The following is a 948-nucleotide window of genomic DNA, read 5'->3' as shown; positions in this document are numbered from 1 at the left end:
GACGCAACCGTTCATCAAGAACCGGTTCAAGAAGCTCAAACCGCCGTTTTAGTGTGTCGCCATTGACCATGCCATAAGCATAGCAGCAGCCCTCAAAGTGAGACACTTATTTTGTGACAGGCCCTTAACAGCGAAGAGACCCCAGTTTGGCGAGCCATTAAAAAAATTCTGCTCGACAGCGGTCAGGACTTCAAAGCTCAGGCCGAGGGGGATAGCCAGGAGCTTGCCGACACAGTGCATCGGGCTGAGCTGTTTGCGCTCATCGGCGGGTTGGTCGCCATTGTCCTGCTCGGTTTTTTGGCTCCTTTGTTAACCGGCTCCATTGTGCGCCCTCTGAAACAGGCTATGGCGGTGGCGGAGCGGATCGCCAACGGTCATCTGGACAATACGATCAGTGTGTTGGGCCATGATGAAACCGGTCAACTGATGCGTTCCCTGGCGCAGATGCAGGATGCCTTGCGGCTGTTCGTCGCGGATGTCGCGCGTGCTTCCGATCAGGTGGGCGAGGCGGCGGGTGACTTGTCGCGGGTGACATCTGAAACGGTGAAAGGAGCCATGGATCAGCTCAATCGCACCGATCAGGTTGCCACGGCGATGACCGAAATGAGTGCGACCGTCGCTGAGGTGGCTAATAATGCCGCGCAAGCGGCTGCGGCCACTCAGGCGGCCGATCACGAAGCAGAAAATGGTCTGGAGATGGTGCGTATCGCCATGGAAGCGATTCGGATGCTGGCCTGCGAGGTGGAACAAGGCGGGACCGAGATGCGTAGTCTGGCGGAGCAGAGTCTGCACATTGGCAGCGTCGTGGATGTGATCCGCAGGGGTGCGGCCTTTGAATAATGTGATCACCCGAAACAGGCGGCACCGAATTGATCAATTCGCTGCCAAAATTGTTGCCAGCGCCCGGTCGTTTGGCTCAGCGCCCGCAGGCTGAGTACAATCCCGGCG

At 57.8% G+C, this 948-nt stretch carries 1 protein-coding gene; it reads left to right on the top strand.

Annotated elements, in window-relative coordinates:
• The first annotated feature begins 234 nt into the window (after positions 1-234).
• The gene (locus CKO36_RS19220) at positions 235-840 is read left to right on the top strand and encodes a HAMP domain-containing protein (RefSeq protein WP_200286500.1); all 606 of its coding nucleotides are present in this window, start codon (positions 235-237) and stop codon (positions 838-840) included.
• Positions 841-948: the final 108 nt, after the last annotated feature.

It is taken from the genome of Rhabdochromatium marinum (genome assembly GCF_016583795.1).
Taxonomy (GTDB): domain Bacteria; phylum Pseudomonadota; class Gammaproteobacteria; order Chromatiales; family Chromatiaceae; genus Rhabdochromatium; species Rhabdochromatium marinum.
This window is presented reverse-complemented; position numbering and strand designations above follow the sequence as displayed.